This window comes from Candidatus Liberibacter sp., from assembly GCF_014048425.1.
In the GTDB taxonomy this organism is placed as follows: Bacteria; Pseudomonadota; Alphaproteobacteria; order Rhizobiales; family Rhizobiaceae; genus Liberibacter.
Map to the genome: position 1 here is coordinate 18,829 of NZ_JACETX010000016.1, position 9,080 is coordinate 27,908.

Genomic DNA, 9,080 nt, shown 5'->3' on the forward strand with positions numbered 1-9,080 from the left:
ATATTCCCTCTACTCTTTACTTTTGAGAAATTCGTGGCCAGCGCTCATTCCTTGCCTCGTCTTGCATCGCCTTGAAAGTTTCAGGATTCCATAGCTGAAAGTGATCTGCCCTACCAACAAAAGTGACTTCATTTTCAATTCCGGCAAATTCACGAATGAAATCCGTTACCATAAATCTTCCCTCAGAATCTACTTTCAAGAAAATTCCTCCACCGTGAATCAAAAGTGATAGTTGGTTGGCTTTGATTGAAAAAGAATCGTATTCCTCAATCTTCTGTTCAAAGCGTTCCAGAAGTTTACTATCCCCTATGCTTATAGCTGGAAAAAAAAAGTCCTGAAAACAATATAACTTACTAATACCACGCTCTATTAAAATCGCTCGAAAAGCTGAAGGAACAGAAACTCGTCCCTTTGCATCGATCTTTTTCGTTGCATTTGATAAAAAACGGCTCATACGAATTCCATTCTTATACCAATACCTTATACAACACTTAAAACTTTCATAGTTATTAACAATTTATGGGATATCATGGGATGATTTGGGCGTCAATGGGACAAGACTGTTCAAATAGACTGAACTAAAGTCAAATTGAGAGCTTTTATGACATGACCAAATCGTGATGCGCTCTCACTACGTATATCAATACTAACAAAAATATACGGATAAAATGGATGCTATCTACACTAAAATAATGTGAAAAATACTATAGAATAAACGAATCTATTAGGATACAAAACGATCTCTCATGGGAAAAACATAATCATGAAACTGTATTCAATAAAAACTGATAAAAAACATATAAATATAGGAAAACATGTTTTTTTTATAAATTATCTGAATCTCATAAAAAAAAACAAAAACATAAAAAATTTTTAAAAATATCCTTCATATCGCACAAAGGCAAGACATCAAGCATTTCTGCAACAACAACCAAAACTGGTAGATAAAATATAAAACGGAACCACCGATATCTTGAAGAAAAAATCCACAAGAGCAAAGACAAGCCCTCAAGCATTATAATGCGAAAGATTTGGTTTAAAAATCAGCAAGATTTTTTGCATATCCGAAAAAGATCTTCAATATTCGAGAACATCGCGATAAAACAAGGAGACAATTCGTTTTAATCCACCATGCATTTTGACGGGATTTTTCTCGGCAGGAAGAATGCCAATATACAATTCCAAGCATACTCTCAAAGAGATAATTCGAAAAATAACTGATTTCCAGTTGATCTATAAGCCGGGTTCTGTATGGTCCTATAAACTAGGACGTGGTGACCATTCATCTAGGATGACGTTTACACGTCACCTCATGCGACCTACCCGGATGATTGAATCAAAAACATTTCTGGAGCATTTTACTGCTCCACATCACCCCTATTTGATCTTGCTCCCGACGGGGTTTACCCTGCCATCCCTGTTACCAGGAACGCGGTGGGCTCTTACTCCACCATTTCACCCTTACCTTTATTTGCACAAAGGCGGTTTGTTTTCTGTGGCACTTTCCCTAAAGTTTCCTTCGCCGGACGTTATCCGGCATCGTGTTTTTGTGGAGCCCGGACTTTCCTCACCTCACCAGCATTTGACATACCACTAAAGCGCGGCCACCCGATCAACTGGAATACCAGTCAATACCAAAAATTGGCAAAAAATACCATAGAAAATCTTATTCAATTTACAAAAAACATTAAAATAATTTGGAATCGAAGCGATTTATTGTGTAAAGATGATGGTTTTAGGGTTTCATAAAAGGTATTATTGGTGTTATTATTATGTACTTATCGTTAATTAATCTTTTTTATAAGTTGGCTCTATGACTTATCAAGGACATTGCATCTTTGCAGGAGCGAGTATCATTTTTGCAAGAAATGCGGAGCTTTCGCTCAATCTAACGCATGGAAGATGGACACATCTTATTGCCGGCGTGTTGATAGCTTGCCTTATACCAGATATGGATCATCCTAAATCTTTTCTTGCGAGACGTTTGAAATTTATCTCTATTCCTACGAGCAAAATATTTGGACATAGAGGCTTTACACATAGTCTTATAGCTGTTTTTATGTTTTTTTTTTTACTACATCGAAACCTTTCGTCTATTATCCCAGCAGATTTTATGGATTCCATGATCATTGGTTATATAAGTCATCTTTTAGCTGATTCCCTGACTGCCGGTGGAGTCCCGCTGTTATGGCCATTGCCTTGGCGCTTTCGTCTGCCAATATTACACTCACAATCTCCGATAAGAGAGTACATATTTTGCATATCACTACTGGCATGGGCAATAATAAGTTCCTTTTAATCTGCGCAAAAAACCACAAATATTACAAGAAATTCCCCTTAAAATATTTTTTATCTTATTGTAATGAGAGGTTATTCTATAAAATTCGCAAAAAAAGCCTTAGGGTTTTATTAAAGAAGGAAAACAATGACTATTCGTCTTGTTTGGCTACGCAACGATCTTCGAATTACTGACAATAAAGCTCTACATGCCGCCTGCAGTGATCTTGAAGCAAAAGTTCTGGTAGCATTTATCGCCACACCTAAACAATGGCAAAAACACGGCATGTCGCCACGTCAAGCTACATTTATTTATGAAAATCTGTTACAAGTACAACAAGCATTAGCTGAACGAGGGATAACCTTAACGTATCATCAGTGTGATGATTTTGATCAATCAGTCATATGGCTGCAAAATTACTGTCATCATGAGAAAGTAGATGAGCTTTTTTATAATCGTCAATATGAGCTAAACGAGCGTGAACGAGACCAAAAATTAGAACGATACCTGGAAAAGAGGGTTGTTTGTAAGAGTTTTGATGATAGCGTAATGTTGCCTCCAGGTAGCGTATTAAACAATAACCTTCAAATGTATAAAGTTTATACGCCTTTTCGTAAGGCATTTATCCAGCATCTCAAGAAAGCGGATCTCTCTTCTTTGCCGGCACCTAAAATCCGACACAGCGGTTCTATATCACGAGGAAAAATCCCACACCCTTTTGATTATCCATATCAAGAAGTCCCAGAAATCTTTCCTTCTCATGAAAAATCCGCAGTGCAACGCCTACGGGTATTTTGCAAGGAAACGGTACAATACTACTTTAAACAAAGAGATATTCCTGCCATTAAAGGAACGAGTAGTTTATCTCCGTATTTGGCTATTGGCGTTATTTCTCCTCGCCAATGTTTTAATAGGCTGCATTCTGAATATCCAAATTTACTAGAAAGAATCGACAGCGGGGCTTTCCATTGGCTTAATGAACTCATTTGGCGCGAATTTTATCGTCATTTAATAGTGGCATACCCATTTTTATGTATGGGAAAACCCTTTATTAACTGGACTGATAAAGTGTGTTGGAACGATAACAATCAAACATTAGAGGCTTGGAAAAAAGGATGCACAGGCTATCCTATTGTTGATGCAGCAATGCGCCAACTCAATGCGATCGGCTGGATGCACAATCGTTTGCGAATGATCAGTGCCAGTTTTTTAAGCAAAGATCTCCTTATAAACTGGCGAATAGGTGAACAATACTTCATGTCGCAATTATTAGACGGCGATTTAGCTGCTAATAATGGTGGCTGGCAGTGGGCAGCTTCTACAGGTTGTGACGCAGTACCTTACTTTCGAATTTTTAATCCCACGACCCAAGGAAAACGTTTTGATCCACAAGGAACGTTTATACGCCAATGGTTGCCAGAACTCAAAGATGTCCCTGACCATTACATTCACAATCCCCATGCTTGGGTCGAAGAAAATCGACATACGCTGGATTATCCCCTGCCGATTACTGATCACAAACAAGCGTGTCAAAAAACACTAGCAGCATTTAATGCAGCTAAGATCGGTGAATGACTTCAATGGATAAAATATAACGTACTCAGTTTTATGCCCTATCTTTTGCTTGTATTGCACTTTTCGAAACAATGATTGCATCACCGAAATAAATCCTATCAAGATGCTTATTCAAAGTTTTTTCATCTTCAAAGCGGTTCTTATCGTTGGAATTCGTTTGGAATTCGTAATGCATTTTCGTATTGAGATAAAGTATCCGCTCCTATACCTAAAATCTTCCCAAATGTCTTTTTATAAAACTCTAAGCCTTGCCTAAGTCCTTTGGATTCTTAGCACCAATAAAACATGGCTATAGAGTTTCTCTTGTTTCTCTTAGGCTTTTAATATAGTTTCAGAAATCGTTTACTATCATACAACCCGATCAAAAGAATCTGCAAATTCATTGCGTAATGAACAAAGCGTAATAAATGCTTAAAGAGCATAAACCATTTTTATGTTTTCTTATATGCCCTTTATTTTAGCTTTTTTGGATACTTTAGCTTTGTCGAAATTGATTTTATGGAGAGTGATTCCACCTTGCGCAAGTCTCTAAAACGCCTGCCTATTTGTTTTCAATAAAGATTATTTTGACCTGCTTTTATCATGATTTTACATATCCGAGTAATACGGACCATCTCCTCCTTGCGGGGGAATCCAGTCAATGTTTTGATTAGGATCTTTTACGACACATGTTTTACAATGAATACAATTTTGCGCATGAATAATATAGGTGTTCTGACCATTTTTCTCGTCCCATTCATAAACTCCTGCTGGACAATAATGTGTTGAAGGCCCTGCATACACATCAAGTTCCGAATTCTTTTGTAAAGTCTTATTCTTCACAAGAAGATGTGTCTGTTGTTCTTCAACATAACTCACTTGTGCTAAAAAGAGCGAAGATTTTATGTCAAAAGTCAACTTCCCATCCGGCTTTGGATACTCTATCTTCTTATGCTGAGAAGCGGGTTCTAAGGAATCAAAATCTGCTCCTCGATGTTTTAAAGTTCCAAACAAAGAAAAGCCTAGAATCTTTTGGATCCACATATCTAAAAAACCAAGCGATAATCCTGCCACTATCCCAAAACGTGAGAGCAAAGGCTTGATATTTCTCACAGGCCATAAATCTTTTCCTATGTGGGTTTGTCTCCAGCTATTCTCAATCTCCAAAGGATCATCGTTTTTTTGTCCTATAGAAAGTCGTTCCATAATCTTTTCTGCGGCGAGAATACCAGATAAAATAGCATTGTGTGATCCCTTGATACGGGGAAGATTAACAAAACCTGCAGCACAGCCAATCAGGCTACCTCCTGGAAAAGAAAGCTTAGGCACTGACTGCCATCCCCCCTCACTAATAACGCGCGCACCATATTCAAGACGTTTTCCACCATCAAACATAGATCTAATTGCAGAATGCGTCTTGAAACGTTGTAATTCCTCATAAGCCGAACGCCAAGGATTTCGATAGTCAAGATGCAAAACAAAGCCAACGGAAACCAAATCTTTGTCAAAATGATAGATAAATCCTCCTCCAGAAGTTCCCTTATCCAATGGCCAACCAACACTATGTAACACAAAACCTCGCTTATGATTTTGGGGAGTAATTTTCCATAACTCCTTTACACCAAGACCAAATTTCTGAGGTTGACGCTCGTCTGCTAGGGAATAACGTTCTATCAATTGCTGGGTAAGAGATCCACATGCCCCTTCCCCGATCAACATGTATTTGCTTAACAACAATAGAGAAGGAACATGGTTTTTCCCTGGATTACCATCACGATTTCTACCCTTTTCACCCGTTAAAATTCCAATAGCACTACCATCTTTCCCATAGTGAATTCCAATAGCTGTAAAACCAACATAAATCTCTACACCAAGCGCTTCGGCTTTCGTCTGCAACCAACGACAAACTCGTCCCAAAGAAACAACATAATTTCCCTTGTTATCCATGAACTTCGGTATACAAAATTGCGGAATACTAATCGCTTTCCGTGAATTCAAAAGTAAGAAAACATCTTTTTCTACTAAAGTCTGGAATGGATGATCTTCTTCTTCACGCCAACCCGGTAATAAACTATCTATTCCGATAGGATCAATAATCGCACCCGAAAGAATATGCCCTCCAACTTCCGAAGACTTTTCAAGAATAACAACAGAAAATTCAGGGTTGATTTGTTTGCAACGTATCGCTGCTGCAAGTCCTGCTGGACCGGCACCAACAATCACCACATCATATTCCATAGCTTCTTGCTCATGAGATGTATTACATCCGCCCATTAAAAAATCATTTTCCTTTTCTCTTTAAAATTCTACACCAAAGAAATCCTGAATACGTATAATCAATACGTCATTCTGGTTCTGAATTGCACCATAAAATAATAAGAAAAATTAATTTATGGAGGATTCGAAAAGTTATCGCGAATATATGTCATACATATTGCGGGAATCACCAATCAAAAATGATACAGTATAGAAATATTTCTAAGACCTTCTTCTGTTTTTGAATATTTTTTACCTTTTCAATATCAAGCACTGCTCTGCAAATATGCCATGCGTATTGATCCACCAATAGTGAAGAATTAAACAATAAATTATTGTTTTTAATAAGTTTTTTTATTTGTTGAGTCTTGCCTTATTGAGGTTGCGACTCTAGTCCCTCTTTTCCTCATAAGACCATTCCATATACCAAAACCCTAAAATAAATTCTATAGTCTTTTGAATGAAGACGCTCAGAACCGACAAGAAGTCATGATTAATAATATTCTCTTTGATCCTATAGCAGAAAGCAGAAAGGTAAATGACAATCTAAAATATAGCAATCAGAAATAGTGCGTCATTAAAAATATAAGTTATTGATTTTAATCGTTTTTTATAAATGATTGATCTTGCCTTCTAAAAAGATACAACTGATCCTTTGACTATATATACTTTATTTTCTGCATCGCCTTTATGACTAACATTACAATAAAAGAAAAAACTATAAAGGCTTCCTCACCTCCCCCTCTTATGGAATACAGATACTGCTTGAGAAAAACTATGATAGGTTGGAAAACAAGGTAGATAATAATCTTTTTGATACAGTAGATGCACGCTTTATGCTGATTCTAAAAGAATAGATGTACGCTTTAATACAGTAAATGCATGCTTTGATAAGATGGATACATCTATAAACGCACTCTTTGAGACAAAATACGAACGCTTTGAACAGGCTTTTAAAGAGATAGGAAACGTTGGTGTTGAAATGCGAGATATGATTTAGAAAATACCAGCTGTAATTGCCGTTATCATGATAGTTGCTGATGGAATTGCCAAAATTTTTCATTGGATCTTGTCTTTGAACAACACGTTAGCCTCAGCTTCTCTGCGAGCCACCAGCCCTTTTAATCGCTTTCCTCCAGCAAAAACCTATTTGCGGATTTTCACAACAAGAGGGCTCTCCCAATCTTCTGAATCTATACGTTTGCAATGCGGATTTCATGAGAGGAGGTCTCAATACTTCATCATCTATACATGATCTCCTTCCCTGACCATTTCAAACACTATACGCTATTGTTTATTCATTGTTTTCGAAGAGATACGCAGAATAGTTTTCTTGAAATACCAAATGCCAAAAACCGCCTCTGAGATCTGTGAATTTAATCGCCATACAAATTAAAAGTTGCATAACTTTTAAATGCTCAATTTAGAGATTTATTTTTATAGGTTGTATTTCAACTGTACAACTTATGTTTTACAATCAAAAAGTGAGGAAATTTTATATCAATACGACAAAAGGCATATCATATTTTGTTATTTTATCAATTTCCGCAGCCGCAATTTGTGGCTGTGATTCTAAAGACGTAAAAAAGCAGGATTTTCTCATAAGTCCATGTGACGCTAGGCGATACATGGAGTGGAAAAAAGGCGTCCTGATATAACTACACAAGATATTATACAATACAAAAGAACCAAACCAGTACCGTATGAACTTCCTACTATTGAAGAGTTGGACGAGTCTTTTTGGAGAAGAAAACAGCCAAGCGCTGAACAAAAAGAGCATCTAATGAGAATCTTCACAGAAGACCTGCACAGTAGCCTTTTAAGACGTGAGGACGTACCAACAGAATCAGAAAAGAATTCATTAAATGCTGACAGCAGCAAAAAATGATTCATTAAATGCTGATGTGGCGTAGTCAATTTATAAGATATTGATGCCCTGTCACCATAAAAGACAGAAACAGTGGAGAAAATTTCTTAAACAATTTAACACTGTAGAAATCCCTCTCCCTTTATTAAGGGCGGGGAGAGATTTTAACTAGGCATCCATCAAAAAAAAATATGATATTGGGATCTTGAGAGAATCGGAAACGGATTTCAGTCTAATAGCCGGTATTTAACGAGTTCTTTTTTATGTTTTTGAACTTTCTGATAGGCTACTCCCTCCCGCAACACTCACAATCGCAAGTTTTTCTTGGCTCATGATCAGTATTTTTCTGCGGCAGAGAATGGATATCTACCTGTTTACATATCAAATGGGGGATAGCTCCCGTTTTGTATTGTGCAGGTATTGTCGACAACTTTCCTGCACTATGTTCATCTATGCAAAAATACAAGCAATATCAATGACTTAATCAATCCCTAACCCTGAATCGGAGGTTGTGGATTTCCCTGCATCTTTTAGCTTCGTATCCCGCACCTTTTAATTCCTTTTTCTAACGATTCCGTCCGTGTACCAGAAGCCTAATATGAGAGATATTGTTTTTTGAGCAAAAGGACAAAGAACACTTAGAAGGTCAAATTCAATCTCTTCTTTGTATATCACATTAGCCCCTAATCCTTTAACAACAATTCCGCCTCAGTTTCTCTTCTAGCCACAAGATCTTTTAGTTGCTTTTCTCCGGCAAAAGCCCATTTTCGTATTTCAATTAATGCCTCTTCCCAATCTTGAATATCTACGCATTTGCACAATGTGCTATTCCGATATGCTCCAATACCAAAATTAAAAACAAAATCACCAATTGCTGATATGCGGCTTTCACCACAGGATATTAAAATAGGAGAGATTTTGAATACCTGATTCAAACGATTTTCTATATCTTGTATCAAAATCTGTTCGGCTTGTTGTTCTGATATCGTCTCATGCCCTCATGAACATTAGATCCCGTGTGTCTATAACCAATAGTCCAGACACCCGTAGGACATCAATAGGCTTCCAAGCGCAGCCCTTCAACTCTTTTAATTAAGCCAATTAATATGGATGGAATTGTACTCA

At 37.2% G+C, this 9,080-nt stretch carries 5 protein-coding genes, 1 other RNA gene and 1 pseudogene; 3 read left to right on the forward strand and 4 right to left on the reverse strand.

The features are described from left to right. Window positions 1-16 precede the first annotated feature (16 nt). Window positions 17-454 carry a division/cell wall cluster transcriptional repressor MraZ gene (gene mraZ, locus H0G72_RS02850; protein ID WP_182017283.1) on the reverse strand — a complete coding sequence of 146 codons (438 nt, stop codon included), beginning with the start codon at window positions 452-454 and terminating at the stop codon, window positions 17-19. 766 nt (window positions 455-1,220) lie between these two features. Next, an RNA gene (gene rnpB / locus H0G72_RS02855) (RNase P RNA component class A) lies at window positions 1,221-1,620 on the reverse strand. 193 nt (window positions 1,621-1,813) lie between these two features. On the opposite strand from rnpB, the gene H0G72_RS02860 reads away from it, so the two are divergent. Together H0G72_RS02860 and phrB are read left to right on the forward strand one after the other, a co-directional pair. After that, window positions 1,814-2,299 (forward strand): metal-dependent hydrolase, encoded by a 486-nt coding sequence (locus tag H0G72_RS02860; RefSeq protein ID WP_182017284.1) that lies wholly within the window; start codon window positions 1,814-1,816, stop codon window positions 2,297-2,299. 126 nt (window positions 2,300-2,425) lie between these two features. Continuing rightward, window positions 2,426-3,853 carry a deoxyribodipyrimidine photo-lyase gene (gene phrB / locus H0G72_RS02865; protein WP_182017285.1) on the forward strand — a complete coding sequence of 476 codons (1,428 nt, stop codon included), beginning with the start codon at window positions 2,426-2,428 and terminating at the stop codon, window positions 3,851-3,853. Between the two features lie 588 nt (window positions 3,854-4,441). Here the strand turns inward: phrB and H0G72_RS02870 are convergent. Continuing rightward, window positions 4,442-6,106 carry an electron transfer flavoprotein-ubiquinone oxidoreductase gene (locus H0G72_RS02870; RefSeq protein ID WP_182017286.1) on the reverse strand — a complete coding sequence of 555 codons (1,665 nt, stop codon included), beginning with the start codon at window positions 6,104-6,106 and terminating at the stop codon, window positions 4,442-4,444. A gap of 1,615 nt (window positions 6,107-7,721) precedes the next feature. On the opposite strand from H0G72_RS02870, the gene H0G72_RS02875 reads away from it, so the two are divergent. Further along, window positions 7,722-7,976 (forward strand): hypothetical protein, encoded by a 255-nt coding sequence (locus H0G72_RS02875; protein WP_182017287.1) that lies wholly within the window; start codon window positions 7,722-7,724, stop codon window positions 7,974-7,976. A 662-nt stretch (window positions 7,977-8,638) separates the two neighbouring features. On the opposite strand, the pseudogene H0G72_RS06235 reads toward H0G72_RS02875, so the two are convergent. Further along, a pseudogene (locus H0G72_RS06235) lies at window positions 8,639-8,949 on the reverse strand (lysozyme). Window positions 8,950-9,080: the final 131 nt, after the last annotated feature.

Coding starts and splice junctions, on each gene's coding strand:
- mraZ (WP_182017283.1), bottom strand. CDS start 454: ATGAGCCGTTTTTTATCAAATGCAACGAAAAAGATCGATGCAAAGGGA.
- H0G72_RS02860 (WP_182017284.1), top strand. CDS start 1,814: ATGACTTATCAAGGACATTGCATCTTTGCAGGAGCGAGTATCATTTTT.
- phrB (WP_182017285.1), top strand. CDS start 2,426: ATGACTATTCGTCTTGTTTGGCTACGCAACGATCTTCGAATTACTGAC.
- H0G72_RS02870 (WP_182017286.1), bottom strand. CDS start 6,106: ATGGGCGGATGTAATACATCTCATGAGCAAGAAGCTATGGAATATGAT.